Origin of the sequence: Sphaerotilus mobilis (assembly GCF_004216565.1) — a bacterium.
In the GTDB taxonomy this organism is placed as follows: Bacteria; Pseudomonadota; Gammaproteobacteria; order Burkholderiales; family Burkholderiaceae_C; genus Sphaerotilus; species Sphaerotilus mobilis.
This window is the reverse complement of sequence record NZ_SGWV01000007.1, coordinates 430691-456759: the sequence shown is the minus strand read 5'-3', so window position 1 is coordinate 456759 and position 26069 is coordinate 430691. Positions and strand designations below refer to the sequence as shown.

Sequence of the window (26069 nt, the reverse complement as noted above, 5' to 3'; positions counted from 1 at the left end):
CGGCGCGAGCCCGTCGGACACGGGGTGTCCGACCTACCGGGGGATGCTGGACGGGGATGGGGCGTTGGCCGGTGGAATGGGTGCGGCGGGCTTCGGGCGGCTGGGCGCGGCGTGTTGGGCGCGTTCGGCCAGGTTTCGGTCCGGAGGCCCATCGGCGCCAGCCCGTCGGACACGGGGTGTCCGACCTACCGGGGCGGCGATCACTGGCCTGCCGGTCTGGCCTCGTCCATCACCACCCACTCCCCCAGCCGCCGATAGCTCTCGAACTGGCCCTCGTCGAAGAACTGGTCGGCGGTGGACTGGTGCGGGAAGGCTTTGCCGGGCTTGGCGTGGGTCTGGGCGTAGTGCAGCACGTCGAGCGGTTCGCGGCCGGTCAGCACGGGCTTGATGTAGACCAGCGTGCCGTTGGGCGGCGGGGTCTGGCCGGGCGGGCAGGGCACGCGGCTGTAGTCGATGGTGGCCTGGGCGATGGCGTGGGCGGCTGGGTCTAAGGTCTTGCCGGCCTCGGGCCGGGGCAGGGGGTGTTCGGGGTCGAAGACGATCTCGACGCCGAAGTCGACGCGGACCTTGCGGATGGCCTCGTGCAGGTCGTCGTAGCGGTAGTGCGGGTCGCAGCCGGCGTCGACGACGACGATGTGGGCGCAGTGGCGCCGGACCATCTCGTAGAGGCCGAGGTTCTCGAAGTGGCCGCCGTCGGAGAGGTAGACGAAGTCGCGGTCCTCGCTGGTCGCGCCGCTGGCCTCGCGCAGCAGGTTGGGCAGGCCGAACAGCGGTTCCTGCTGGCGCCACAGGCGGTGCTTGGCGCTGCGCGGGTTGGGCAGCCACCAGCCGAGCCGGGCGTTGAAGAAGGTCATCAGGAAGGCGACCAGCGTGGACGTGTGATAGCCCATGTTGGGCGAGGCCGCCGCGCCGGAGATGGTCATCGCGCGGCCCAGCGTCAGGCCGGTGCGGCCGCCGTATTGCCAGGTCGGCGCATAGCCCAGCCGGTCGTTGCCGCAGTGCAGCGGCGTCATCGTGAAGGACGCGGCCTTGCGCTGCTGCCATTCGAGCCGGCCACCCGAGGGCTTGACCAGGTTGAGCGCGACGTTGATGACCGGCAGCAGCCGGCGTTCGTCTGGCGCGCGCGGGCCCTCGGAGGGGTGGGCCAGGTCGGCCAGCAGGATGTTGTCCTTGGGGTCGAAGCCGGTGAACCAGTGCGGCCGGCGCTGCGCCCGTGTCGCGCCCAGGAAGGCGCGCTGCAGCCGGTTGCCGTACATGTTGTGCAGCGAGAAGGTGTTGACGCCAACCACCGCCGACATCGCCAGGCCGGCCAGGGCCAGCAAGACGATGGCGGGCAGCAGCAGGTTGATGTCGCTCTCCTCCAGCACGGTCTGGTAGGTCGTGGCCGCCCGCAGCGACAGCGGGGTGGCGTCCTTGGTGGCCGCCGTGGTTGCCTCCTTGGTGTCCACCTTGGTGTCCTCCTTGGTGTCGACTTTGGTGGCTTGTTCGGCAGCCTCCTGGGTGGCCTCGTCCAGCCAGGCCAGCGCGCCGGCCACGGAGGCGTCGAGCTGGCCGGTGCGGACCACCGCATCGGCCAGGCGCAGGCTGCAGGACAGGGCATAGCTCATGGCCAGCACCAGGGCCAGCGTGCTGATCAGCGCGCCCAGGTCGAGCAGGCGGGTGCCGGTGGCCTCCATCAGGGTCTGGGCGCGGTTGCGCACCGCCGCGCCGTGCTGGCTCCAGTAGCCGGCCAGGGTGGTGACCAGGCCGATCAGCGCGGCGCCGACGCCCGCCGTCTGCGGACCCAGGCCCAGGCGCATCGGCTCGGTCTCCAGCAGCCACATCGGCAGGTGCAGCACGACGATGGCGGCCAGCAGCCAGGCGAGGCCGGCGCCCAGCCACCAGGCCGCCGCGCGGGCCCACCACTCGCGGTCGTCCTCGCTGGTGCAGCGGGCGGACAGGCCGACGTGGCAGGTCATGCCGATCCAGAACACCACTAGCAAGGCCGGCACCGACAGCGTGGCGTACCAGGCGGCGGAAAGCTTGGCGCCCTGGATGACGACGCCGTAGAGCACCACGCCGCCGGCCACGCCGCTGGCGACCATGAAGCCGAGGTCCAGCAGCAGGATCAGGCGACCGTGGCGGCGCATGCCTTGCCCACGCTGGCGTCGCCAGACCAGGCCGATGACGACGGCCAGCGCGTGGGCGATCACGCTGTAGAGCATCAGTCGGGCCATGCCGTCCTCGGGCGAGACGACCTGCCAGCGGGCCGACCAGCTCAGCAGCACCGCCGCGCCCAGCAGGGCACCCAGGCAGTAGCGTCTGGCGCGGTTGGGCGGGTCCTTGGGCGGCATCTCGCCGGGCAGGTCAGCGACCATGTAGGCGATGGCCATGATGAGCAGGCCGGTGCCGGCCCACAGGGCGCCACTCTGCAACCAGGCCGGCACGGCATAGCCGTTGACCATGGCCATCATCAGGCGCGGCAGCAGCAGCGCAGCGGCCAGCAGCGGCAGCAGGACCAGCCAGTGCAGCGTGAGGTTGCGCAGGAAGATGGCGGCCAGCGACAGGCTGTCGGTCGACAGGCCGCGCACGGGACTGAGGTAGTTGGCGCAGGCGCGCAGGCGGTGTAGGGGCTCGGGCTCGGCCCGGCTGCCGGGCTCGCCGCCGGCCAGTGCGCCGGTCACGTCGGCCAGTGAGCGGTGACGGACCCAACTGCTCAGCCAGCTGCCGATGTAGCCGCCGCCGGAGACCGTGGAGAGGTAGTGGAAGCGGCCAAGTTCGCCGCGCCGCGCGAGGCCTTGCAGCACGCCGAGGCTGAAGGTGGCGCTGCGGATGCCGCCGCCCGAGAGGCAGAGCGCCGACAGCGGCTCGGGCTTGCCATCGGCGTCGTGGCCGAGGCCCAGCCAGAGGCGCTCGCTGGCGAGCACCGTGTCGATGTCGCAGGCTTGCGGCGGTGTGGTGCCGTGGCTGGTGCCTTGGCTGGTGCCGTTGCTGGCGCTGTGGCTGTGGCTGTGCTGGCTGTCGCTGGTCATGGTCCCGCCCCGGCTGTCCCGCGTCGCGCAGGAACTGCACGAACACGAAAAAACGTCAGGTCGGGATCATGTGCCGGCAGCGCTCAGAAGCGGCAAACCCGCCGAAGCGGGTTTGAAGTGCGAAGGCTGCAGCGTGAGGGCTTCACGCTGCGCAGGCCTCAGGCCTGCAGGTTCTTGCGCCGACGCGACATGAAGCCGACGGCACCCAGGCCGGCCAGCAGCATGGCGTAGGTCTCGGGTTCCGGCACCGGCGCGGCCGCGATGGTGAAGTTGTCGAGCTGCGTGTTGCTGCCGTCGACGCCGCGGAAGGCCACGATCAGGTTGCCGCCGACACCGGTCGTGAACGAGCCGGAGAAGGTCGTGGCAACGCCCGAAGTGCCGTCAAACGTGACGATCCCCGGGTTGTAGGCGGGACCGCCGAAGTTCAAGCGCAGGCCACCGGCCGGTGCATTGGCGGTAGACGCGTAGGTGAACGAGTACACATATTCGGTGCTAGCCATCAGGCCGCTGATGACCTGCGCCAGGCGGTCGGTGCCGGCGTTGAAGAACGCCGTGCCAGCGAGCCAGTCCACCGTCGTGAAGGTGGCGTTGGCGGGGGTTGCGCCATTGGTCCAGCCCGACAGGTTGGTGTCGAAGTCGCCGTTGGTGGCCGACTGGGCCTGTGCCGCCGTGCCGGTCAGTGCCAGGGCAGCCAGCGCCAGGGCGCTGAGGGTGTGCGTGAAGGTGTTCATGGTCACTTCCTGAGTTGGTTGGGCTGATGAGGCAAGAGCGTCAAGAGCGTGGTTGGCCGTTGGTTGCGGCTCTGGCTTGATCGTAAGGAGGTGTTTCGAGCTTGACGATGGCTGAAGGGCACCGGGAACCCCCATGAACACGGGGGTTTCGTGGCATCGCGGCCGACAAACCCCATGGACAAGGGGTTGGACAAGCGGTGCCGGATGACGTGGACCCGGATGGGGCAAGAGCGATCACGCGATCACACGATCACACGATCACGCGATCACGCGATCACGCGATCACGCGAGGTCGCGCGGCGAGGTGGAGCCGCGACGGCGCGAGAGAAAGCCGATGGCACCGAGTCCGGCGAACAACATGGCCCAGCTCTGGGGCTCGGGCACGGCGGAGATGGTGCTCAAGGCGGTGACGTCGAAGCGGGCGTTGTCGAGCCGCAGCTGGTCGTCCAGCACCTCGATGCTGAAGGTGTAGGTGCCGGCCTGCAGGTCGTCGAACTGGTAGCTGTCGCGGCGCGAGGGCCGGTTGCTGCGCAGGCCGGGCACATCGACCTCGCCGCTGCTCAGACCGGCGGCGCGCAGGATGTAGAGGCTGTCCTTGTTCTGCTCCTCGGAGCGCACATCGAACGAGAAGCTGACGTCCGCCGGTTGCAGCAAGGCCATGACGAAGGAGAAGGTGTCGCCGTCCTCCAGCTCGATGCGGCGATTGACGTTGCTGCCGGCGATTTCGGGCTTGCCGGCGCTCACGACCCAGCCACCGTTGAACAAGGCACCGCTGAGGTCTGCCAGCGTCCGGCTCTGGCGATCGCCGTAGTCACCGTTGCGCAGGCTGTCGAAGGTCTCGCTGTAGCTCTGGGTGTCGGCCATGCCTTGGGCGCGGGCGCTGGCGAGGTCGAACATGGGCAGGGCCAGCATCGTCAGAAGGCCGATCAACACGCGCATCGCGGTCATCGGGCTGACCAGGAACGGGAACTTGCAAGCTGGGGTCATGCTGGCCTTCCTTGGCGGGGACTGGGGGTCTTCCGTGCGACGCGACCGGTGTGGGTCGCGGCATGGAAGTCAGTCTAGGAAGGCGCCCGAATGTGAAAAGGCGCGACTGGCCGGCAAGTCCGGCGCTATTCAATCGCGATGCGCGGGCCGTGAGATCGGTCCGTGAGCGAGTGCACGGCGCGGGATTCAGGCCCCGGCCGGGCGACGTCGACGCGCGCGAAGTCCGATGGCTGCGAGGCCCGTGAGCATCAGCGCCCAGGTCTCGGGCTCGGGCACGGCGCTGACGGCGTTGATCTCGACACGCACATCGTCCAGCGCGACACGCGAGCGGTCATCGCCCTGTGCGATGAACTCGATGGTGGCCTCGCTGCCGGTGGCGGTGAAGCGGGTCGTGCCGATGGTCACGGGGTTGCTGATCAGTGCGGCATGGAAGGAGTCCGCGCAACCCAGGGCGAGTTCCTCGCAGTTGCTGGCCAGCGTGCCAGCGAGATCCTGCGTGGCCAGCACGTTGCTGGTGATGCGCAAGGCCATGCCGTCGCCACCGTCGTTGGCGCGGTGCGCGGCATAGAGGAAGGACAGGCCGAGGTCGTAGACCGTGCCGGCGACCAGGTGCGCATAGGTGTAGCGCACCCGCTCGCCACCATCGAGCCAGAGGAACTGGTTGCCGTCGACATCGGCCAGCATGAGCGTCGAACCGGCTTCGCTCACCTGCGGGCTGCTCCAGCCATTGCCCGAAGAAAAGGCGCCGAGCGTGGTGACCGTGTCGGTGTCCACCGGCAGCCATAGCTGGCCCGGCTCGAAGGTCGTCAGGACCGTCTCGGACTGGGCCTGTGCCGGTCCGGCCAGCGCCAACATCGCCAGCAGGGCCAGGCCAGTCGCTGCAGCGCGGGCTCGCGTGCGCAAGGGGCAATGCGTCATCGTCGGTCTCCTCGTTTAGGCAGAGGGCGGAGGGGCCGCAAGGCCGATCCGAACAAAACCATCATGAGCGCGTGAACCGTTGCTGAACATCCCCGAACAAGGTGGTCGGGTCGGCATGACGGTGGCATCTTCAGCACAAAAAGCTGAAGGCGTCCCGAAGGACGCCTTCACTTGTCTCGTGGTCGAGAAGCTCGGTCCGGCGCGCGCTGGCGCCGGTCGAATCAGGCCTGCAGGGCCTTGCGGCGACGCGACAGGGCGCCAACGACGCCCAGGCCGGCGAGCAGCATGGCGTAGGTCTCGGGTTCCGGCACGGCGGTGACGGTGGCCGAGAAGTTCGTCGATGCGACCGGGTTGTTCGTCAGGTTGTTGCTGTCGAGCAGGCGCACGCTGTAGGTGCCAGCGGTCAGGCCGGTGAACGAGGCGCTGAAGTTCGTCAAGTTGCCCAGGACCGGGAAGCCGAAGAACGTCAACGTGGCGGGGACGCCAGACGAGCCCATGCCCAGCAGCTGGCCCGGGCCGCTCGGGGTCAAGGAGATCGACAGCGTGGGGCTGACGCTCGACAGCCCAGGGACCGTGAACAGCGAGAAGCTGACCAGCGCATCGCTGAGAGCCGCCGCTGCGATGAAGCTGCCGATGGGCAGGTTCACCGTGGAGTTGCCGTCGATGTCGGAGTAGAAGTTGCTGTCGACGGGTGCCGCATGGGCACCGAAGCTGCCGACCGCGAAGGCGGCAGCGAGGATGAGTTTCTTGAACATGAGGGGGTCCTTTCCCTGGCCGTGGTGGAGGCGGTTGGGCCTGGGGCCGGTTCCGCTGGAATCGTGACGGACTGCGCGTGCAGCCTGAACGAAGCTGAAGGCATCGTAGGTGCGGGACCTGTGACCGGGTCGCCCGGGAAGGCCCATGAACACGGGGTGTTTCGTGGGTCACGCGCCACGCAGCCCATGAACAGGGGGGGCTTGGGCCGCCAGATCGGGCATCGCCGCACGGGAGCGTGGTGGTCGGCCATGAAAAAAGGCGTCCCGAGGGACGCCCTTGAACCACCGCCAGGTCAGCGTCGGCGCGCGTGCGCGCCGGGTCGATCAGCCGTGTGCCGGCTTGCGACGACGCGACAGGAAGCCGATGGCACCGAGGCCCGCCAGCATCATCGCGTAGGTCTCGGGCTCGGGCACGGCCGTGACGGTGGCGCTGAAGTCGTCGATGCGCAGCGTGCCGCTGTTGGCTTGGTTGCTGCGCGCCCAAGTGAAGAAGTGGTTGCCCGCGCCCAGGCCGTTGAAGGCTCGCGTGTAGGTCTGCGAGTTGTTGCTGAAGCTCGGGTTGCCGGTTCCAGCAATGGCCGTGTTGTCCAGCGAGCTGCTTTCCGAGTCCATCGTCCACGAGTTGGTGGCCACGTTGACGGTGATCGGCTGACCTTGCGCGTTGGTCGGGTTGCCGTTGGTGTTGGAGTACGCAAACGCGATCACCACGTTCGACACCGGCGCCGTGAGGCTGAAGTTGAAGGTGAACGAGTCACCGCGGCCCAGGACCAGGAAGTTGTCGGCTTCGATGCCGCCGACCGTGATCTGGGTGTTCTCGAACCACGAGCCGTTGACCAGGCCGTAGGAGAACGTCGGCAGCACGTTGGCGCCGTCGTAGGCATTGGTGGTGCCACCCGTGATCGGTACCAGGGCCGACAGGCCGTTGAAGTTCTCGCTCACGACCTGCTGCGCCTGTGCGCCAAAGCCGATGAACAGGGCGGCAGCGGCCAGGGCTGCGGCGCGGATGGGGTGATGGATGGACTGCATGCTTCCCTTTCGGAGGAGTGGGGTGTCGCCGCCGTCCTTCAGCCAAAGAGCCTGTGGCGGCGACCTGTCCTCAGATTAAGGAAGCCTTGCGGGTGTCGCCATCCCCGAATGGGGGTTGCCCCCCGCGTTTGCGGGGTCGGCGTGTCGCGCTCAGCCCTCGTTCCAGCCGCTGACGATCAGCCGGACCTTGCCCTTGATGCCCGGTGCCTTGCTGTTCTCGAAAGGCACCAGCACCTGGACCTTGCCCTGCTTGAGCTGCTTGAAGCTCAGGTCGGCCTTGGCGCTGGCCTCGGGCTGGCCTTGCCAGGTGGCTGTGAACTGCCACGTCTCGCCAGCCACCTTGGGCGGCACCAGCTCGATCACGGCGGTGTCGCGGAACAGGTGGTTGCCTTCGTAGTGCTGGTCGGGCCAGAAGGTCTTGACCTGCTGGTAGTCGGGCGTGCGCACATTGAGCGTCATCGCGTAGGCCAGCGATGGGCGCTCGCGGTTGACGCGGGCGTTGTTGGACAGGAAGACGGTCGACAGGTAGATGCTGCGGCGGTCCTTGGCGGCCGGGTCGGTCAGTTCCTGGTGGGTGCGGCAGGCCGGCGAGTCTTCCTCGGTGACGCGACGTGTCAGATACCAGCGCTTGCCACGCGGGCTGGCCAGGAACTCGATCTGGTAGAGCGCCTGGATGTTCTTCTCGCCCTGCAGCGGCGTGGGCAGCGTGACCGCGTCGATGTCCAGCCAGATGTCGACCCGCACGTCGCCGAACAGGAAGCGGGTCAGGTTCTGGTAGCCCTCCTCGCTGTTGACGATGCCGTAGACGCCCGAGTGGGCCCGGTAGGCATAGGCGCAGGCGGCGGGCTCGACCGCGTCGCCCTTGGCGTTGGCGCCCCAGACGGTGGCGTTCTCGATGCGCACCAGGCCGTCACTGCCGTGGCCGGCGAAGGCGCGCGACAGGCCCATCGCGACCTCGTAGTCGCTGCGGTTGGTGCCGACCATGCAGAAGAAGCGGCTGGCCGGGAAGGTGGCCGGCGGCAGCAGGTCGACGCGGCCGCTGCGGGTGTGGGCCGGGTGGTCCTTGACGCCGAGGTAGTCGGCGATGCGGCTGCGGTTGAAGTTGTTGATGTCGTTGACGCCCAGCCACTTCGGCACGTTGAAGCCCAGCGTGTCGATGCCGTTGTGCGGCGTGCCGTAGGTGAAGACCTTGTCGACGCTCTTGCGCAGCTCTTTGTCGCCCAGTGCGGGGTTCTGCAGAAAGGCCCGCACGACCAGGCCACCCATCGAGTGGGCCACCAGGTAGCAGCGGAAGTCCTGGGGCTTGACGGCGTTGGCCGGCCGCGCGCAGACCAGCTCGCGCACCCGCGCGATCAGGTCCGACAGGCCACGGGCGTAGTGCTCGACCGACTCGGCCTCGCCTGTGCCGTGCAGGCGCGAGCCCTCGTCGTAATAGCGGTAGACCACGATGGAACGCGCGCCGATGCCGGGCTCCTGCGTGCCGTCGTGGGCCACCGGCGGGGCCCAGTCGGGGTCGAGGATGTCCAGGCCGTTCTCGTAGATGTCGCGGTAGCCGTGGTCCGAGCCCAGGCGCAGCACCGGCGACTCGAAGATGAACTTCTTGGGCGGTGCCTTCTTGTCGGGCGTCGCCCGGTAGGCGGTCGATCCCAGGTTGAAGCCGCAGAACGGGTCGGCGGCGGTTTCGTCGCGTTCGCCGGCGGTCATGGCGTAGCCACGCACGTAGATGATGGGGAAGAACGGTGCGTCCATGGTGTCTCCTCGGGCGGTCGGCCCGGGTCCGGGCGTGCGCCGCATTCCAGCGCGGCTTTGCCGCTTTGGGAACCACCAAGGGGACGGGCGGCCTGCACGGCTTCATCGGTTTGCCACAGATGCCACGGCATGATTGCTCACCTACCGGCCTTCACCGCGCGGGGCGGTCGGCATGAGGGTTCACACGGGGTGCGATCTGCTAGAACCTCGGCTGTCCGCGCCGGACCGCCTCGTGCAGGTCGGCGCCACTTGAACTTGATGAGGGAATACCGCGCATGAAAGTCACCGTCGTCGGCACCGGTTATGTGGGCCTGGTCACGGGCGCCTGCCTGTCCGAAATGGGCAACCACGTGCTGTGCCTGGACCTGGACGCCAGCAAGATCCAGACGCTGCTCGATGGCGGCATCCCCATCCACGAGCCGGGACTGGAAGAGGTCGTGCGCCGCAACGTCAGCGCCGGCCGGCTGGAGTTCACGACCGACGTCGAACGCGCGGTCTCGCACGGCACGATCCAGTTCATCGCCGTGGGCACCCCGCCCGACGAGGACGGCTCGGCCGACCTGAAGTACGTGCTCGCAGCGGCCCGCAGCATCGGCCGCACGATGACCGACTTCAAGGTCATCGTCGACAAGAGCACCGTGCCGGTGGGCACCGGCGACAAGGTCCATGCGGCGGTCGTCGACGAGCTGGCCAAACGGGGCGTCAAGCTCGACTTCGCGATCTGCTCCAACCCCGAATTCCTCAAGGAAGGTGCGGCGGTCAAGGACTTCATGAGCCCCGACCGCGTGGTGATCGGCGCCGAGGACGAGCGCGCCATCCTGCTGATGCGTGCGCTCTACGCGCCCTTCATCCGCAACCGCGAACGCATGATGGTGATGGACGTCAAGAGCGCCGAGTTCACCAAGTACGCCGCCAACGCCATGCTGGCCACCCGCATCAGCTTCATGAACGAGCTCTCGCGCCTGGCCGAGAAGGTCGGCGCCGACATCGAGCTGGTCCGCCAGGGCATCGGCTCGGACCCGCGCATTGGCACGCACTTCCTCTACGCCGGCGCCGGCTACGGCGGCAGCTGCTTCCCCAAGGACGTCAAGGCGCTGGCCCGCACCGCTGCCGACAACGGCATGCCGAGCAAGCTGCTGACCGCCGTCGAGGCCGTCAACGACGAGCAGAAGCAGGTGCTGGTCCAGAAGGTCGTGGACCGCTATGGCGATGACCTGAGCGGGCGCACCTTCGCGCTCTGGGGCCTGGCCTTCAAGCCCAACACCGACGACATGCGCGAGGCCCCGAGCCGCGTGATCATCGAGGAGCTGGCCATGCGCGGTGCGCGCATCCAGGCCTATGACCCAGTGGCGATGCCCGAGGCGGCCCGCGTGATGCCGGCCAGCGAGGCGCTGAACTACGCCAGCGGTGCCATGGCGGCACTCGAAGGTGCCGACGCGCTGGTGATCGTCACCGAGTGGCGCGAGTTCCGCACGCCGGACTTCGACGCCATCCGCGAGGCTCTGAAGGACAAGCTGGTGATCGACGGCCGCAACATGTATGACCCGACCCTGATCCGCACCTTCGGGCTGGAGTACCGCTGCATCGGCCGGCCCTGAACTGCTTGCAAATCGCAAGCATTGAATGAACAACGCCGGCTTCGTGCCGGCGTTGTTGTTTCAGATTGGGCGGTCAGGCCATCAGGCGGTCGCCCGGCCGCTGCGCCGCATGCACGGCCGGGTGGGCGGCGTCGAGGTCGTCCAGGCAGCCGAAGCTGCTGACGCTGATGCGCCCGCCACGGTCCAGGAAGAACTGCGACAGCTGGGCGCAGACCTGTTCGGCGTAACGCGCGTAGAGGCCGTTCTGCATCAAGGCGCGGGCCTCGCGCGGCTGACCGGCGCGCAGCAGTTCGAGCACGTCAGCGGCGGCCAGGTGCAGGTTGCGGTGGCTGACGATCAGGCGGCGGTAGGCGGGCAGCACGCCGTAGAGCATGTAGCCGTCGCCGTGCAGCCAGCGACCGAGCCGGCCGGTGTCACAGCGGCGAATCAGGTCGATGTCGAGGCGGGGATCGTCCTGCCCGGCCAGCGCCGATTCGAGCCGGCGCGTCAGGGCGCCGTGGGCGCGCATGGCGGTGCCGAAGTCCATGCCGTCGGCACAGCGGGTGTCGTTGCGGCGGCGGGAGTGCACCGACTGGCTCTCCAGGGGATCCAGCAGGTAGAGCCTTGCGGCGATGCTGGCGAGTCCGTGGATCATGCTCATGTCGAAGCCCCTCAAATCGGTAGTTGCTGCCCCTGAAACAAGGGGTGGCAGACAGCTACAAATTGTGTATTTCAGGCTGACGCGAAACTTGCAAAACCAGTTTGTTTTTTGCGGCTTGCTTACCGAGGGGGCTATCGCTCGCCCTTGATATGGCGCAACCGTTCAGGTTTCGTCCAGTGTTTGTCGAATCTTGGCCAACCACAGGATCGCCGCACCCAGCAGCAGCAGCGGCAACAGCGTGGCGGCGTTCATCGCTTGCCAGCCACCCTTGACCACCAGGGCGCCCGAGCCGAAGGCGGTCAGCGTCATCACGACATAGACCCAGAAGTCGAGACCGGCTTGGGCGGTGGTGCGTTCCTCGGGCCGGTAGCACTCGGTGGCCAGCGCGGTGCCGCCGATGTAGAGGAAGTTCCAGCCCAGGCCGAGCACAAACAGCGCGACCAGGAAGTGCATCAGGTCGACACCGGACAGCGCCACCTTCACGCAGGCGACGTTGAGGACCAGCCCGGCGCTGAGGATCTTGACGGTGCCGAAGCGCTTGATCAGGTTGCCGGTGAAGAAGCTGGGCACGAACATGCCCAGCACATGCCACTCCAGCACCAGCGCGGCGTCCTTGAAGGGCAGGCCGCACTGCGACATGGCGATCGGCGTGGCCGACATCAGCAGGTTCATGACGCCGTAGCCCATCGAGCAGGCGGCAATCGCCACGATGAACTTCGGCTGCCGGGCGATCTCGCGCAGCGGCCGTCCGCGTGCCACGCTGCCATCGGCGGCCAGCGGTGCGGCGATCGTCGGGAAGTGGATGAACTGCATCACCACGATGCCGGCGGCGGCCAGCACCATCAGCGCCAGGTAGGGGCCGACGAAGGGCACGACCAGCGCCTCACGGGTGGCGCTGGCCAGGTTGGGGCCGACCACCGCGCCGATGATGCCGGCGGCCAGCACCCAGGAGATCGCCTTCTCCTTGTAGGACGGCTCGACCAGTTCGGCGGCGGCGAAGCGGTAAAGCGAGGCGTTGGCGTTGAAGTAGCCGTTGATCAGCGTGGCCAGCGTCAGCAGCCAGAAGCTGCCGATCCACGCCGCCCAGGCCGCCAGTCCGGCCGCGCCCACACCCACCAGCAGGCCGGCCTGAAAGGTCCGTCGACGGCCCCAGGCCCTTTGGTGACGCGCCACCAGCGGCGTCGCCAGCGCGCCGCCAGCGACATAGGCGGCGATCGGCAGCGTGGCCAGGAAGGCCGACGGCGCAAGGCTCAGGCCGAGCAGGCCATTGACCGCCACCAGCGTCACATTGGTCGACAGGAAGAGGCCCTGGCAGATCGCCAGCAGCAGCAGTTGGGAATTCATCGTGCGCCTTGGTTGAAGCGGCGCAGTGTAGGAGCGGGGGTAACGCAGGGCTGTCGGCCCGTGGCCGTCGTCAGGCGGGCAACAGATCCAGCGGTGCCGGCTCGGTCGGTGCGGGCAGGCTGCGGGCGCGGGACATCGGCAGGCCCCCGGCGACACGCTCGCGGAGCAGGGCGGCGATGGTCTCGCAGTCCTGCGCCTGGGCGTAGAGGTAGCCCTGGGCGATGTCGCAGTGGTGTTCGGCAAGGAAGGTCATCTGGTCCTCGGACTCGACACCCTCGGCCACCACCGGCAGGCCCAGGCCGTGGGCCAGCGCGATGGTCGCGCGCACGATCGCCGCGCCGTTCGGGTCGCGGCTGATGTCGCGCACAAAGCTCGGGTCGATCTTGATCTGGTCGACCTGGAAGGCGCGCAGGTGCGACAGCGACGAGAAGCCGGTGCCGAAGTCGTCCATCGAGACCTGCACCCCCATCAGGCGCAACTCGGCGAGCAGGCTGCGCAACTGGCCCAGGTCGGCCATGGCGGTCGATTCGGTGACCTCGATCTTGAGCAGCGATGCGGCGATCTGGTGTTCGGCCAGGGCTTGCGCGACGACACCGACCAGGCGGCGGTCCAGGCACTGGCGGGTCGACACATTGACCGACACCGGCACCAGCGGCAGGCCTTGCGCGCGCCAGCGGGCGAGCTGGCTGACCGCCTCGCGCACGACCCATTCGCCGATGCGCAGGATCAGCGAGGTTTCCTCGGTGACCGGCAGGAAGCGCGCCGGTCGCCACAGCGATCCGTCCGGCTGACGCCAGCGCAGCAGGGCTTCGAGGCCGACCACCTGACCGCTGCGCAGGTCGACCTGGGGCTGGTAGTGCAGCACGAAGGTGTCGAGGTCCAGCGCGTGGCGCAGCCGGGTTTCCAGCGCCAGCCACTCGCGCGTCCAGGCCGGCGTGTCACTGGCGTGGAACTCGAAGCGGCGACCGCCACGCGCCTTGCCGCGGTACATGGCGGTGTCGGCCTTGGCCAGCAGCGCATCGGCGGCGAGACCGTCGTGGGGCGCCATGGCGATGCCGATGCTGCAACCGCAGGCCACGTCGATGGCACCGGTCTCGGCCGACTCGATCCGGATCTCGCGCGTGACCGCATCGATCATCTGCGCGGCCCGGGCGGCGACCACCTCACGGTCGAGGGCATCTTCGAGCAACACGACGAACTCGTCGCCGCCCCAGCGGGCCAGCGTGTCATGCGCCCTCAGGCAGCGTTGCAGCCGTTCGGCGATGGTGCGCAGGACCTGATCGCCCTGACGGTGGCCCAGGCTGTCGTTGATGCGCTTGAAGCGGTCCAGGTCGATGAAGAGGATGGCGACGCTGCGGTGCCCCGCGTCTGCGCCCAGCACGGCCTGCTGCAGGCGGTCGCTCAGCAAGGCGCGGTTGGGCAGGCCGGTGAGCGCGTCGTGTGTGGCGTCGCGCTGCAGTCGCTCGGCGACGGCAAGGCGCTCGGTCACGTCCGACAGCGCCAGCACGACCGCGATGACCCTGCCGCCCAGATCGGTCGGCAGGCGGCTGTCGCGTGGCGACCGATGCCGCGTGTCACCGCCCCGGAGCGCCGATGGCGCGGCGGCCTGCTCGAAGACCGGGCTGACGACGACCTGCACCCGGCAGTCGCCCCGTTCTGTGCGCAGGTGCAAGGCGTGGCCGATGTCGACCACCCGGCGGCCGGTCCGGCAGCGTTCGAGGGCCTCCGACAAGGTCTTGGCGTCGTCGGCTTCCCACGGCAGCGCGAGCGTCACCGACAAGCCCAGCAGCCGTTCGGCCGCTTGTCCGCACAGGCGTTCCGCGCTCGGATTGAGGTAGCGCATCCGCCCGGTTGGGTCGACCGTCAACACGCCGTCGGTGATGGCCTGCAGCGTCGCAGCGGCCTGTCCGCGTTCCTGGCGCAGGGCCCGTCGGGCAAGCCGGAGTTCGCGGTTGCGCACCAGCAGCAGCCCGAGCCCGATGCCCAGCGTCAAGGCGGCGGTGGGCATCCACACATGCGTCAACGTCAAGACCGCTGCGCTGGCCAGCGTCGGCAAGGGCAACAGCCAGAGGCCGTGCTGGCGCAGCCGGGTCGGGCGCAGCGACTGCCAGACCGCCAGCAGCGCGAGAGGCAGCAGGTTCAGGACATGGCACAGCCATTCGGGCAGGGGCCGCACGAGCTGGCCCCGCTGATGGGCCAAGCTCACCAAGGCCTGCCACTCGACGCCGCTCAGGCGCTGCTGAGGCTGAGCGGCCGGCACGCCCAGCACGGGCGAGAGGCCTTGGGCGGTCAGTCCGACCCAGACCACGGCGTCCTTCAGGCGCGACGCCAGCGCAGGGTCGGCAAGGACCCGGGCGGCGGCATGGCGTTCGATCTCGGGCAGCCGGCCGGGCAGCATCAGCATGGCTGGCGGGTTGGCCGCGCTGGCGTTCGAGGCCAGGGATGAGGCCAGGGACGAGGCCAAGGACGAAGGCGAAGCGGGTGGCGATGCCGCACCGGCTCGTGCGAGCGTGTCGCCGAGCACCAGGGGCAGGGCACGCCAGCGCGCGTCGGCGGGGCCGATCGAGGGCTGAAAGCGCCGGACCATGCCGTCGTCGTCGATCTGCACCGCCACATGGCCCAGGCCCGCCAGGGACTGTTGCAGCAGCGGCCCAGGGGCCAGCGTGCGCGCCAGGCCGCTGACGGCGTCGTGCGACGCGGTGACCGGCATGAACACCTGCCCATGTCGCGCCACGGCCGCCGCGAGCACATCCTCATCCTGGGCGGGCGTCGTGAGCAGGACGTCATGCACGATGGCGCGCGCACCGGCCGCCGTCAGCCGATCGATCAGACGGGCCTGCAGCGCCGCCGGCCATGGCCAAGGGCCCAGTTGCTGCAGGCTCGTGTCGTCGATGGTGACCAGCACATGGCGCGGCACCTCGTGGGCCGGGGCCCGGCTTGGCAGCCAGGTCGCCAGTGCGTCATGGCTCTGAAAGTCCAGCCGATGCACCAGCGGGTCGGCCAGCAGCAAGGTCAGCGCGACCGACAGCAGGGCCAGCCACCAGGGCCGTTGCAGGCCGCGCCAGACGGTGGACCCGCAGGTCCGAAAGCGATCAAGGGTCGACGCGAAGAGACGCGGAGTCTGAGGCGGCGTGCTGGGCTGGAGGGGTGACATCGAACGACCATTAACCTGAAGCGCAGGTTAATGCGGGAGGGTCGTTCGGGCCGGTTCATCCCTTGGGGGGATTGCCGGATTTATCACATATGGGGGCGACTTCTATTTTTGCCGGTTTGATCTTGCGCAAGCTGGCGTCGCGGAAGCAGGGGCTGCACCGTCGGCCCGACCCGATCGCGCGATCCGCCGGGCTCAACGTGGCGGGCGGTCCGGCGACAGTGCCCGCAGGTCGATGCGGCCGTCGTGCATCGGCGGGCACCACAGCGTCGCGCCGGTCAGCGGGTGGCTGAAGGTGAACAGGGCGTCCACCTCGCCGTCCTCGGCCCCGCTCATGCGGGCGAGCTGGGCCTCGAAGGCGTCCAGGCTGCGGGCGAAAGCCGTGAAGTAGAGGCCGCCGGCAGCGCCGTCCAGCCAGGGCATCGAGCGCCGCAGCACAAAGGCCTCGGGGTCGAAGTCTTCCTGGGCGGTGCGCTTGACGTGGGCGGTGGCGGGCGCGTCCTCGATCTCCTCGTTGTCGACGAGGCGGCGGCCGATGGCGAGGTCGCGGCGGGCGGGCGTCATGGCCCGAAAGGCGCTCAGGTCGTGTTGCCAGCGTTGCAAGGCCAGCAGGCTGGCGCCGTCCAGGCCCGGGCCTTGGTGGTCGACAAAGGCGGCGGCCAGGGCGGCCTCGCCGACCGGGTTCTCGGTGCCATCCTCGTAGCCGGTCAGGTCACGGCCGTCGCCGTGGCGGAAGGCGGCCAGATCCTCGACGACGACAAAGGCCGGCGCCAGGCGCTCGCGCAGGGCGTCGGCCTGCCACAGCAGGGCGGCGGGGTCCTCGCCGCGCAGCCACAGCCACAGGTCGAAGCGGGTCTCGGGCAGGGCGACCCGGCTGTCGGCCGGGGCGTGAAAGTCATGCAGGCCGGGCACCGCATCGGCGCCAGCCAGATGCGTCACCAGCCCGGCTCCGAGGCCGAGCACGATCTGCCGGCCGTCGACCTCGGCGGCCAGCGCCTGCAGCAACGCGCGCACGTCGGCCCGGTCAGCAGACGGCTGGCGCGCCAGGCCCAGGTAGCGGCCGTGGGCCGGGATGGGTTCGAAGATGCCGGTCTGGTACATGGGGAAGAGACGTTGAAGAACGTGGCGAGAGTGTCGCGAGAGGGTGTCTTGGGCAGGTTCAGCCGCTGACGAGCGCGTCGTCTTCGTCGTCAACCTCGGCCGCGAGGTCCTCGATCACCGTGCTCTGGTAGGCCAACCGGACATAGACCGGCGCAAAGGCCTCGGCCTGGGTGATCTCGAGCAGGCGTTCGCGGGCCAGTTCCAGCATCGCGATGAAGGTGACGACGACGACCTGCGTGCCGTGGCCGGTGTCGAACAGGTCCTGGAACTCGACGAAGCGCTGCCCCTGCAGCTTGCGCAGCAAGATGGTCATGTGCTCGCGCACCGACAGCTGCTCGCGGCTGATGCGGTGGTGCTGGGTCAGCGTGGCGCGCTTGAGCACGTCGGCCCAGGCGTCGCGCAGCTCGGCGATGCCGACCTCGGGCCAGCGTGGTTCGAGGGCCTGCTCGATGGCGACGTCCGCGCGCAGGAAGTCGCGGCCCAGCACCGGCAGCCGGTCCAGCCCGGCGGCGCCTCGCTTGATGCGTTCGTATTCGAGCAGCCGGCGGACCAGCTCGGCGCGCGGGTCCTGGACCTCGTCCTGGCCCTCCACCTTCTTGGGCGGCAGCAGCATGCGCGACTTGATCTCGATGAGCATCGCCGCCATCAGCAGGTACTCGGCCGCCAGTTCGAGGTTGTGCTCGCGGATCTGGTCGACGTAGTCGAGGTACTGGCGCGTGACATCCGCCATCGGGATGTCGAGGATGTTGAAGTTCTGCTTGCGGATCAGGTAGAGCAGCAGGTCCAGCGGCCCCTGGAAGGTCTCCAGGAAGACCTCCAGCGCATCCGGCGGGATGTAGAGGTCCTGCGGCATCGAGAACAGTGGCTCGCCGTAGAGACGTGCCACCGCGACGTGGTCGATCACGTCGGGCGTGTTCTCGCCCGGCCCCTCAGCCAGAGCGCGGGCGCTGTTCGCCGGGGCGCTGTCGGTTTGGCTCAAGCCTTGGTCTGGTAGACGTAGGGTTGCTGCGGCACGCGGGCGTCCTTGAAGTCGGTCTCGGCCACGTGGTCGATCGGGCGGTCCCACAGCAGGTTGCGGCCTTCACGCTGACGGGCCTCGAGCTTCGGGTCCTGCTGCTTGAGCGACTCGATGAACTGGGTCGTCTCGGACTTGTAGTGCTTCCAGAAGAGCGGCATGTCGGTGCGGCCCGTGGGGCCGTTGTGCGTTAGGGGGAAGCCCGCGATTTTAGGACGCCGGACCCTGCTGTCAGGCTGACGTTCGTGGTGCCGCGCGCAGATCGTCCAGCACGGGCAGGGCGGCCAGCACGACCAGCACCAGCGCCAGTGGCACCGTGGCGACGAAGCCGAAGTGCTTGAAGGCCAGCGCGCCGGTCAGGCCGCCGACGAAGAACAGGCCGGCGATCAGCGCCAGCAGCGCCAGCCGGGGCCGGTTGGCCAGCACCGGGGCGAGCGCCGGGTCGGCCGGCATGGCGCGGTTCCAGTACACCAGCCGGCCCAGCTCGATGCCCAGGTCGGTGATGACGCCGGTCATGTGGGTGGTGCGGATCTCGGCCTGCGAGATCTTGGTCACCACCGCGTTCTGCAGACCCATGATGAAACACAGCAGCAGCACCGTGGCCGGCAACAGGGCCTGCGCGCCGACATGGGCTGACCAGAGCGCCAGCGTGCCACCCAGCAGGCCGAAGACCAGCAGCAGCAGCGCTTCGAGCAGCAAGGCCAGCGCGTACTCGCTGTGCATGGCGCGGCGACGCGCCCAGTTGGTCAGGATGGCCGTGACCATCGCCCCGCCGATGAAGGCCAGCAGGGCCAGCAGACCGGCACCGGCGGCGACCCAGGCGCCCAGCACCAGGTCATCGGCCAGGGCCGAAACCACGCCGGTCATGTGCGAGGTGTAGCGCTGCACCGCCAGGAAGCCACCGGCATTGATGGCGCCCGCGTTGAAGGCCAGCAGCGCACCGAGCTGCCGGTTGGCGCTGCGGGTGCGGTGGCGGCCGGTCAGGCCGCGCAGGAAGGCGGCAGGCATCGGGTTGGCGGGCGGGGGTCGTGGGCGTGGGGGCGTTGGCGGCGAGCGCGCCTCAGCGCACGCGCATGCCCGGCACAGCACCCGCGTGGGGTTCGAGCACGAACAGGCCCGGCGCGGCCTTGCCGTCGGCATGGCTGGCGGCCAGCACCATGCCTTCGCTGAGGCCGAACTTCATCTTGCGCGGTGCCAGGTTGGCCACCATCACGGTCAGCTTGCCTTCCAGGTCCTCGGGCCGGTAGGCGCTGCGGATGCCGCTGAAGACGTTGCGGGTGCGGCCCTCGCCGACGTCCAGCGTCAGGCGCAGCAGCTTGTCCGAGCCGTCGACCGTCTCGGCCTTGACGATGCGGGCGATGCGCAGGTCCACGCGGCTGAAGTCGTCGATCTTGATTTCCTCGGCGATGTCCTCGCCGCCCGGCACCTGCTTGTCGACCACGGCGGGCGGGGGCTCGAACAGGGCGTCCAGCAACTTCGGGTCGACCCGTTGCAGCAGGTGGCTGTAGTTGCCGATGAGGTGTGCGCCCAGGCGCCGATCGGCGTCCGCGAAGGTCATGGGCTCGACCTGGAGGAAGGCCTCGACCTGCTCGACCACGCCCGGCAGCACCGGCTTGAGGTAGATCGTCAGCAGCCGGAAGGCCTCGATGCAGACGGTGCAGACATCGTGCAGCACGGCGTCCGCGCCGGCTTGCTTGGCGAGTTCCCAGGGCTTGTTGCGGTCGACGTATTCGTTGACACGATCGGCCAGCGCCATGATCTCGCGCAGCGCCTTGCCGAACTCGCGCGTCTCGTAGAGCGTGGTGATGGTGTCGCGGTGGGCCTGCAGGCCATCGAGCAGCACATTGCCTTCGACGCCGACCTCGCCGGAGAGCTGGCCGCCGAAGCGCTTGGCCAGGAAGCCGGCCGCGCGCGAGGCGATGTTGACGTACTTGCCAACCAGGTCCGAGTTGACGCGGCTCGTGAAGTCCTCGGCGTTGAAGTCGATGTCCTCGACCCGGGCATTGAGCTTGGCCGCGATGTAGTAGCGCAGCCAGTGCGGATCCATGCCCAGGCTCAGGTACTTCAGCGGGTCCAGGCCGGTGCCGCGGCTCTTGCTCATCTTCTCGCCGTTGTTGACGGTCATGAAGCCGTGCACAAAGACATTGGTCGGCGTCTTGCGGCCGCTGAAGTGCAGCGTGGCCGGCCAGAACAGCGTGTGGAAGTAGGTGATGTCCTTGCCGATGAAGTGGTACTGCTCGACGGCCGGATCGGCGATGTAGGCGGCGTAGTCGCGTGTCTCGCCGTACTTGGCCTTTGGGCCACCCTTGTCGAAGTAGTTCTTCAGCGAGGCGAGGTAGCCGATCGGCGCGTCCAGCCAGACGTAGAAGTACTTGCCCGGCGCGTCCGGGATCTCGATGCCGAAGTAGGGCGCGTCGCGGCTGATGTCCCAGTCACCCAGACCGCCCTGGCCGTTCTCGTCCTTCGTGAACCACTCGCGGATCTTGTTGAGGACCTCGCTCTGCAGCTTGCCGGACTCCTGCGTCCACTGCTGCAGGAACTCGACGCAGCGCGGGTCGCTGAGCTTGAAGAAGTGGTGATCGCTGGTGCGCAGCACCGGCGTCGCGCCCGACAGCGCCGAGTACGGGTTCTTCAGTTCGGTGGGGCTGTAGACCGCGCCGCAGGACTCGCAGGAGTCGCCGTACTGATCCTTGGTGCCGCACTTGGGGCACTCGCCCTTGATGAAGCGGTCGGGCAGGAACATGCCCTTCTCAGGGTCGTAGAACTGCTCGATCGGGCGGACCTCGATCAGGCCGTTGGCACGCAGGCCGCGGTAGATGTCCTGGGCCAGCTCGTGGTTCTCGATGCCGTCGGTCGAATGCCAGTTGTCGAAGGCGATGCGGAAGCCGTCGAGGTATTCCTGGCGACCGGCCGCGATGTCGGCGACGAACTGCTGCGGCGTCTTGCCGGCCTTCTCGGCGGCAATCATGATCGGCGCGCCGTGGGCATCGTCGGCGCCGACAAAATGGACCTGTCGGCCCATCAGCCGCTGGTACCGCACCCAGATGTCGGCCTGGATGTATTCCATGATGTGGCCGATGTGGAACTTGCCGTTGGCATACGGCAGGGCGGTCGTGACGAAGAGCTGGCGGGTCATGATGGAGGCTCGGACTGCGCGGGGAAGGGCGGGATTCTAGGTGGGCGATCTTCAGCAAGACACCGCACGGCGGACCTGGACGGTGCGGTTGGAACCGGCCGGCGTGGCCTTTGACGTCCCGCCCGGCATGGACCTCGTCAGCGCCGCCCGCGCGGCCGGCTGGCGCTGGCCGAAGTCCTGCCGCAACGGCACCTGCCGGACCTGCCGCGCGCGTGTCGTCGAGGGCCACGCGGTGCACCGCATCGACTGGCCGGGCCTGAGCCGCGAGGAGCTGGCCGAGGGCTGGGTGCTGGCCTGCGTGGCCGAGCCGCGTTCGGACCTGGTGGTCGACGCGCTGTGCCAACCTGACACGATGTCGCTCAAGCCCCGCTGAACGCTGGGGTCTGTCCCTGGGCGGCGGGCCGGGGGTGTGCCGGTAGACTGACCGGTTGTCGTTTGCATCACTTCAACGTCGACCCTCCAACTGCCGACCGCCACCCATCATGTCCCTGACCGATAGCGCGATCCGCGCCGCCATCCAGACCGTCACCGATCCCAACACCGGCCGCGACTTCGTCAGCGCCCGGCAGGTCCGCAACCTGAGCATCGACGGCCAGGACGTCGCCTTCGACATCGAGCTGGGCTACCCCGCGCGCAGCCAGCACGCCAGCCTGCGCAAGCTGCTGATCGACGCCGTGCGCACCGTGCCGGGCGTGGGCAACGTCAGCGTCAACGTGTCCAGCAAGATCATTGCCCATGCCGTCCAGCGGGGTGTGCAACTGCTGCCGGGCGTCAAGAACATCGTCGCCGTGGCATCGGGCAAGGGCGGCGTCGGCAAGAGCACGACCGCCGTCAACCTGGCGCTGGCCCTGGCCGCCGAAGGGGCGCGTGTGGGCATCCTCGACGCCGACATCTACGGCCCCAGCCAGCCGATGATGCTGGGCGTCTCGGGCAAGCCCGACAGCCACGACGGCAAGACCATGGAACCGCTGGTCGGCCATGGCATTGAGGTCATGTCCATCGGCTTCATGGTCGACCCGGACCAGGCCATGATCTGGCGCGGCCCGATGGCCACCCAGGCACTGGAGCAGCTGCTGCGCCAGACCAACTGGCACGACCTCGACTACCTGATCGTCGACATGCCCCCGGGCACCGGCGACATCCAGCTCACGCTGTCGCAGCGCGTGCCGGTGACCGGCGCGGTGATCGTCACAACGCCGCAGGACATCGCGCTGCTCGATGCTCGCAAGGGCGTGTCGATGTTCCAGAAGGTCAGCGTGCCCATCCTCGGCGTGGTCGAGAACATGGCGGTCTACTGCTGCCCGAACTGCGGCCACACCGCCCACATCTTCGGCGCTGACGGTGGCAAGAAGATGGCCGCCGAACAGGGGCTGGCCTACCTGGGCGCACTGCCGTTGACGCTCAGCATCCGCGAACAGGCCGACAACGGCCGGCCGACCGTGGTGGCCGAGCCCGATGGCGAGATCGCCGGCCTGTACAAGGGCCTCGCCCGTCAGGTGGCGATCCAGATCGCCGACGCGGCCAAGGACTACTCGTCCAAGTTCCCGACCATCACGGTCAGCAAGTCGACCTGATCGGAGGCGCGGGGCTCTTGGCGCTGGGCGCCGATCCCCCCCTCGACCTCCGCGCTCCCGTGACGGCCTCACTGGCCGTCGCCGTTCGCCCCGGGCTTGAAGACCCGCACACGGTGCCACTGCGCCCGGCTCACCGCCGCGATCACGCAGGGCCGCATCTTGGGCTGCACACCCGTGTGCAGCGGGTTGCCGGGCAGGTCCCGCACGGGCCACCACAGCACGCCCGACTTCAGGCGCAGCAGGTCGGTGGCCGATGCCAGCTGGCGGCCAGTTGCCGGCTGCAGGTCCTCGGCATAGACCAGCACCTTCTCTCGCGACCACAGCACGCGCCGACCGAGGCCGCCGGACTCGTCGGTCGTCAGCGTGTCGGACCACTCATTGCGCGAGTCGATGGTGCGCACCGTGCGCGAGGTGCCGCCGATCGGGCAGAAGCCGTGCGCGCGGCTGGCCAGCACCTTGATCGGCCGGTTCAGCGCCGCCTTGCGGGCGCGTGCGTCCGGCTGGGCACGCGGGCCGGATGGCGTCACCGTGTCGGCCCGCGCGGCCTTGCCCGTCAGGCCCATGCCCAGACCGAGGCCCAGGCTCAGCACCAGCAGCAGCCAGATCCGGCGGCGTGCCGGTCGGCGACGTGTGGCGGGCGATGAACGTGCCCGGGGCACGGCGATCGACATGGCGATTCGAGTCATGGCGGTGGCCGGCCGGGGCCGGTGAAGTGTGAAGAAAATCATAAACGGTCGACCCGGCCAGGCACTGAACCACAGGGCCTGGAAGGTGTGGGGGCCCTGCAACCTCAGCCGCGACAATCTCGTGCATGAACCTCCTGGACGCCATGCGCTACCTCGCGGCGCTTGAACAGCACCGCCATTTCGGCCGCGCCGCGCAGGCCTGCCACATCACGCAGCCGGCGCTGTCCAACGCGCTGCGGTCGCTCGAGACCAGCCTGGGCGTGCCCATCGTGCGGCGCGGTCGCCAGTTCGAGGGCCTGACGCCCGAAGGTGAGCGTGTGCTGGCCAGTGCCCGGCGCATGCTGCACGAGCAGGAGCGCCTGACGCAGGACCTCGCCAGCTTCATCGGCCGGCCGCGCGGGCGCCTGCAGATCGGAGTGGTGCCCACCGCCTTGCCGGTGGCGATGCGGCTGGCCGCGCGCCTGCATGAACGCTGCGACGGCATCCAGCCGGTGGTGCGCTCGCTCAGCTCGCAGGCCATCGAGGCCGGGCTGGAGAACCTGACGCTGGACCTGGCGCTCGGCTACACCGACCGACAAGAGGTCGCCCAGCGGCGCCTGACCGTGTGGCCGCAGTACACCGAGCGCTACTACCTGGTCGAACGCGATCGGGCCGAACGCCCTGGTGACGCTGGCCCGTTGGAGGCCACCGGCGCGACCTGCCGCTGGTCGGATGCCGCCGCGCGGGCGCTCGTGCTGCTGACCCCCGAGATGCACAACCGCGCCATCGTCGACCGCGCCCTTCAGTCCGCCGGAGCCCAGGTCCAGGCCGCCGTCGAGACCGACACCGTGCTGGCCTTGCTGCAACCACTGCTGGACGACGGCCCCGGCGCGCTCGCCGCCATCCTGCCCGGCGCCCTGGTGGCCACGCTGCGCAGCGTGCCCGGCCTGCGCGTGCGTGCGCTGGTCGACCCGCTGGTCGAGACCCCCATCGGCCTGTTGAGCGCCTCGCACGTCCAGCCCACACCGGCCCTGTCGGCGGCACTGGCGCTGGCGGGCGAGGCCGAATGGCTGGTCGACGTCGCGGCACGCACCGGGGGTGGGGTGCTGGCGGTGGGCTGAGCTGCCAAGCCGGCCATCGCAGACCCTGCCAAGCCAGGATCCGCACGCGGACTTGTGCGAGCCGAGCCGCTCAAGCTAGCCGATCTGGACGATCTGGTTCAAGCCGGAGCAGGCTTCCTGGAACAGCGTTTCCGGCACCTGCTGCCATGGGTGCGGCCGTGCGCCACGCAGTCGCCAATCGAAGGACTTGGGCTGATGGGTCAGCACATAGCCAGCCAGACCGTCACCGCTGATGTACTTCAGTGCAAAGGGATTGCTCTCGTTGCTCGTCGCGTGGGTCATCGGCAAACCGATGACCCAACCGGTACGGGCGTTGAAGGCGGCGCTCGACAGCACCAGCATCGGGTGCTCGTCGCGCATCTCCTGGCCGACCTGCGGGCTGAACGCGATCCAGATCATGTCGCGGCGCTCGGGCACCCAGAGTGCCGGTGTCGTCTGACGGCGGGTGCTCACGGCGCTTCGACGCCGACCGGTCCGTCGGCCATGGCCTCACCGCCGTGCAAGACGGGGTCATAGGCTGCGAGTTTCTGTGCCAGCGTCAGCCGGTTCAGACCGACGGGCCGGATCAACAGGCCGTCCTCGACCACCTCGACCACGACGGCACTGCCGCGGCTCAGTCGCGCCGCCTTGGCGACAGCTGCCGTCACGCGGATGCCAAGGCCGTTTCCCCAGGCTTGCACCGTCTGTTCGGACGTCTTGAAATGGCTCATGTCGATGTTCCGTGGTCGCGTGTTTATACGAATATAGACATGACGATCCAGGGCATCCTTGTCGCGCCGGGTCGCAGGCATGGGTGGATCCTTGGGCATGTGGATGAAGCCGAAGAACTTAGCGCCGGCTTGGCGGGCACGGTCTCCCTCCAAAGAGGGTGGGCGGGCTGTTTTGCCACCCTCGATTCACGCCCCGAATGCCCCCTTGTCCTTTTCCCATTGGACAGGTGCTGCCCCTCGGCGGGATAGTTGTCGACGGTCCGTCGAGGCGGAATCCTGGAGACACGATGACGACAAACCAGAGCGCGGATGCGCCGACCTTCCCCTTGAATCCTGCGCAGGAACAGGCGCTGGAACAGATCCTGGCGGCGCACGCCGGGCAGCCCGGGGCCTTGCTGCCCATCCTGCATGACGTACAGCACGCCTTCGGCCATGTGCCGCGTGCCAGCCTCGCGGTGATCGCCCGGGCGCTGAACCTGTCGCGGGCCGAGGTGCATGGCGTCGTCACCTACTACGACCACTTCCGCACCGAACCGGCTGGCCGGCATGTGATCCAGGTCTGCCGGGCCGAGGCCTGCCAGGCGCGCGGCAGCGAGGCGCTGTGGGCACACGCCTGCCAACGCACCGGTTGTGACGAGGACCGCGCCCACTCCGCCGACGGCCAGTGGACGCTGGAGCCGGTCTACTGCCTGGGCTTGTGCGCGTCCGGGCCTTCGGTGCAGGTCGACGAGCGGCTGCATGCCCGCGTCAGCCCGACCAGTTTCGATGCCACGCTGGCAGCGGTCGAAGCGGCCGATGCGTCCTTGGCGAACCAGGGTTCGGAGGTGTCAGCATGAC

At 68.8% G+C, this 26069-nt stretch carries 22 protein-coding genes and 1 pseudogene; 5 read left to right on the top strand and 18 right to left on the bottom strand.

Annotated elements, in window-relative coordinates:
* Positions 1 to 200: 200 nt before the first annotated feature.
* The 7 genes and pseudogenes from EV685_RS20745 to EV685_RS02290 form a co-directional block, all read right to left on the bottom strand.
* On the bottom strand, positions 201 to 3011 hold the full coding sequence (locus EV685_RS20745) for a patatin-like phospholipase family protein (RefSeq protein ID WP_207224747.1): 2811 nt from the start codon (positions 3009 to 3011) through the stop codon (positions 201 to 203).
* Between the two features lie 158 nt (positions 3012 to 3169).
* Positions 3170 to 3742 (bottom strand): PEP-CTERM sorting domain-containing protein, encoded by a 573-nt coding sequence (locus EV685_RS20875; protein ID WP_130480355.1) that lies wholly within the window; start codon positions 3740 to 3742, stop codon positions 3170 to 3172.
* 282 nt (positions 3743 to 4024) lie between these two features.
* Positions 4025 to 4729, bottom strand: a complete 705-nt coding sequence (locus EV685_RS02310) for a PEPxxWA-CTERM sorting domain-containing protein (RefSeq protein ID WP_242615380.1) — start codon at positions 4727 to 4729, stop codon at positions 4025 to 4027.
* Between the two features lie 186 nt (positions 4730 to 4915).
* A complete protein-coding gene (locus tag EV685_RS02305; RefSeq protein ID WP_130480354.1) occupies positions 4916 to 5647 on the bottom strand; it encodes a PEP-CTERM sorting domain-containing protein in 732 nt (243 codons plus the stop codon).
* A gap of 221 nt (positions 5648 to 5868) precedes the next feature.
* Positions 5869 to 5967 (bottom strand): annotated as a pseudogene (locus EV685_RS21295) (FxDxF family PEP-CTERM protein); the annotation flags it as partial.
* A 759-nt stretch (positions 5968 to 6726) separates the two neighbouring features.
* Positions 6727 to 7428 (bottom strand): PEP-CTERM sorting domain-containing protein, encoded by a 702-nt coding sequence (locus EV685_RS20870; RefSeq protein WP_242615379.1) that lies wholly within the window; start codon positions 7426 to 7428, stop codon positions 6727 to 6729.
* Positions 7429 to 7578: 150 nt separating this feature from the next.
* Entirely contained in the window at positions 7579 to 9177 is a 1599-nt protein-coding gene (locus EV685_RS02290; protein ID WP_130480353.1) for an esterase/lipase family protein, read from the bottom strand.
* Positions 9178 to 9452: 275 nt separating this feature from the next.
* Between EV685_RS02290 and EV685_RS02285 the strand changes: the two genes are divergently transcribed.
* Positions 9453 to 10775 (top strand): UDP-glucose dehydrogenase family protein, encoded by a 1323-nt coding sequence (locus EV685_RS02285; protein WP_130480352.1) that lies wholly within the window; start codon positions 9453 to 9455, stop codon positions 10773 to 10775.
* Between the two features lie 73 nt (positions 10776 to 10848).
* Here EV685_RS02285 and EV685_RS02280 read toward each other — a convergent pair whose 3' ends face one another.
* From EV685_RS02280 to metG, 8 genes are all read right to left on the bottom strand, one after another.
* A complete protein-coding gene (locus EV685_RS02280; protein ID WP_130480351.1) occupies positions 10849 to 11415 on the bottom strand; it encodes a CZB domain-containing protein in 567 nt (188 codons plus the stop codon).
* A gap of 162 nt (positions 11416 to 11577) precedes the next feature.
* Positions 11578 to 12759, bottom strand: coding sequence for an MFS transporter (locus tag EV685_RS02275; protein ID WP_130480350.1), 1182 nt, complete (start codon positions 12757 to 12759; stop codon positions 11578 to 11580).
* A gap of 70 nt (positions 12760 to 12829) precedes the next feature.
* The gene (locus tag EV685_RS02270; protein WP_130480349.1) at positions 12830 to 15913 is read right to left on the bottom strand and encodes an EAL domain-containing protein; all 3084 of its coding nucleotides are present in this window, start codon (positions 15911 to 15913) and stop codon (positions 12830 to 12832) included.
* 192 nt (positions 15914 to 16105) lie between these two features.
* Complete coding sequence (locus EV685_RS02265; protein WP_130480348.1) at positions 16106 to 17011, bottom strand: Dyp-type peroxidase; 906 nt, start codon at positions 17009 to 17011, stop codon at positions 16106 to 16108.
* A 58-nt stretch (positions 17012 to 17069) separates the two neighbouring features.
* Positions 17070 to 17990 carry a segregation and condensation protein A gene (locus tag EV685_RS02260; protein WP_130480347.1) on the bottom strand — a complete coding sequence of 307 codons (921 nt, stop codon included), beginning with the start codon at positions 17988 to 17990 and terminating at the stop codon, positions 17070 to 17072.
* On the bottom strand, positions 17987 to 18187 hold the full coding sequence (locus tag EV685_RS02255; protein ID WP_130480346.1) for a DUF3460 family protein: 201 nt from the start codon (positions 18185 to 18187) through the stop codon (positions 17987 to 17989). Before EV685_RS02255 ends, EV685_RS02260 begins: the two co-directional genes overlap by 4 nt.
* A 70-nt stretch (positions 18188 to 18257) precedes the next feature.
* Positions 18258 to 19034, bottom strand: a complete 777-nt coding sequence (locus EV685_RS02250; protein WP_130480345.1) for a YoaK family protein — start codon at positions 19032 to 19034, stop codon at positions 18258 to 18260.
* A 52-nt stretch (positions 19035 to 19086) separates the two neighbouring features.
* The gene (metG, locus tag EV685_RS02245) at positions 19087 to 21162 is read right to left on the bottom strand and encodes a methionine--tRNA ligase (RefSeq protein ID WP_130480344.1); all 2076 of its coding nucleotides are present in this window, start codon (positions 21160 to 21162) and stop codon (positions 19087 to 19089) included.
* Between the two features lie 40 nt (positions 21163 to 21202).
* On the opposite strand from metG, the gene EV685_RS02240 reads away from it, so the two are divergent.
* Positions 21203 to 21535, top strand: a complete 333-nt coding sequence (locus tag EV685_RS02240; protein ID WP_338054423.1) for a 2Fe-2S iron-sulfur cluster-binding protein — start codon at positions 21203 to 21205, stop codon at positions 21533 to 21535.
* A gap of 109 nt (positions 21536 to 21644) precedes the next feature.
* Positions 21645 to 22736 carry an iron-sulfur cluster carrier protein ApbC gene (gene apbC / locus EV685_RS02235; RefSeq protein WP_130480343.1) on the top strand — a complete coding sequence of 364 codons (1092 nt, stop codon included), beginning with the start codon at positions 21645 to 21647 and terminating at the stop codon, positions 22734 to 22736.
* A gap of 68 nt (positions 22737 to 22804) precedes the next feature.
* Here apbC and EV685_RS02230 read toward each other — a convergent pair whose 3' ends face one another.
* Positions 22805 to 23422 carry a hypothetical protein gene (locus EV685_RS02230; RefSeq protein WP_130480342.1) on the bottom strand — a complete coding sequence of 206 codons (618 nt, stop codon included), beginning with the start codon at positions 23420 to 23422 and terminating at the stop codon, positions 22805 to 22807.
* A 125-nt stretch (positions 23423 to 23547) separates the two neighbouring features.
* Between EV685_RS02230 and EV685_RS02225 the strand changes: the two genes are divergently transcribed.
* Positions 23548 to 24522: a LysR family transcriptional regulator gene (locus EV685_RS02225; RefSeq protein ID WP_130480341.1), complete on the top strand. Its 975-nt coding sequence runs from the start codon at positions 23548 to 23550 to the stop codon at positions 24520 to 24522.
* A 75-nt stretch (positions 24523 to 24597) separates the two neighbouring features.
* Here EV685_RS02225 and EV685_RS02220 read toward each other — a convergent pair whose 3' ends face one another.
* Entirely contained in the window at positions 24598 to 24975 is a 378-nt protein-coding gene (locus tag EV685_RS02220; protein WP_242615378.1) for a type II toxin-antitoxin system PemK/MazF family toxin, read from the bottom strand.
* Positions 24972 to 25313: an AbrB/MazE/SpoVT family DNA-binding domain-containing protein gene (locus EV685_RS02215; RefSeq protein WP_242615377.1), complete on the bottom strand. Its 342-nt coding sequence runs from the start codon at positions 25311 to 25313 to the stop codon at positions 24972 to 24974. Before EV685_RS02215 ends, EV685_RS02220 begins: the two co-directional genes overlap by 4 nt.
* A 206-nt stretch (positions 25314 to 25519) precedes the next feature.
* Here EV685_RS02215 and EV685_RS02210 point away from each other — a divergent pair, with 206 nt between their 5' ends.
* A complete protein-coding gene (locus EV685_RS02210) occupies positions 25520 to 26068 on the top strand; it encodes a formate dehydrogenase subunit gamma (protein WP_130480340.1) in 549 nt (182 codons plus the stop codon).
* The last annotated feature ends 1 nt before the right edge of the window (position 26069 follow it).